This is a genomic window from Streptomyces sp. NPDC057010, from assembly GCF_042673805.1.
Classification (GTDB): Bacteria; Actinomycetota; Actinomycetes; order Streptomycetales; family Streptomycetaceae; genus Streptomyces.
This window is the reverse complement of sequence record NZ_JBHUSC010000145.1, coordinates 1-1090: the sequence shown is the minus strand read 5'-3', so window position 1 is coordinate 1090 and position 1090 is coordinate 1. Positions and strand designations below refer to the sequence as shown.

Annotated in this window: 2 protein-coding genes; both read left to right on the top strand. The window is 59.7% G+C overall.

Going from position 1 to position 1090, the window contains the following annotated elements:
• Positions 1-451, top strand: a 451-nt coding sequence (locus ACFTXQ_RS36705; protein ID WP_382650039.1) for an Lrp/AsnC family transcriptional regulator, incomplete at its 5' end; no start/stop codon positions are given.
• Positions 452-746: 295 nt separating this feature from the next.
• Positions 747-1090 (top strand): STN domain-containing protein (locus tag ACFTXQ_RS36700; RefSeq protein WP_382650036.1); only part of this gene is annotated, 344 nt, incomplete at its 3' end.

Here is a 1090-nt window from a genome sequence, read left to right as displayed (position 1 = left end):
CGACAAGGCCATATTGTCCGTGCTGCAGCAGGACAGCACGCTCTCGGTGGCCGAGATCGCCGACCGCGTGAATCTTTCGACCACGCCATGCTGGCGACGCATTCAGAAGCTCGAGCAGGACGGCGTGATAGCGCGTCGCGTGGCGCTTCTGGATGCGAAGAAGCTCAACGTGGGCGTGACCGTTCTGGTGGAGATCAAGACCGCGGAACATACCGCCGCATGGTTGCGGCGTTTCTGCGACGTCGTGGAGACGATCCCCGAGGTGGTGGAGGTCCATCGCATGAGCGGACACATCGACTACATGCTCAAGGAGGTGGTGCCGCATATCGACGCGTACGACAGCGTATACAGGCGTTTGATCGGCGCCGTCGACATCTTCGACGTCAGTTCGAGCTTCGCGATGGAGACCATTAAACAGACCACCGTATTACCGCTCGATTACATGCTGTGACCGCACGGGCCGGGCAGTGTATCGACAGGAACGGAGAAGGACGGAATTTCACCGGCGCGGCGGAAACCGCGGAATGGAATTCCAAAACGGGCAGCGCAAGCGAATTGTTTTAAAAAAACATTCCAGGCCCGGACGATAGACTTGTTTCATCGATGACGCGTTCGGGCAAGAGGCTGACCGAAGCCCGATTGAAAGCATGACGGTACTTTGCGACACGATGATGACGTGGTCACGCGTAGGAATACTGATAGAACGGACGAAGAGCCAATACATTCGACAAGGGAGCGGTTCAAACGTGAAGCTCAATATCGGAACACGCCGGGCTATCTCGAGCCAGGCATCAGGGGTTGCCATCGCGGTCGCCGTTGCACAGGTTTTCATGGCGGCGTCGGCGCATGCACAACAGGCTGCCCAGCAGTCGTGGCATCTCGCAAGCGGTCCGCTGGATCGCACGCTGGTCGAAATCGCCCAGGCGGCCAACGTGAGGTTGAGCTACGACGCGGGCCTCGTGCAATCGTTGAAATCGTCGCCCGTCGAGGGCAGCTATACCGCCGAGGCCGCGATTCGACAAGCGCTCCGGGGCACCGGTCTCGATCTCGTCGCGACGGGCAGCGGTGGCCTGACCATCCAGAAGGCGGT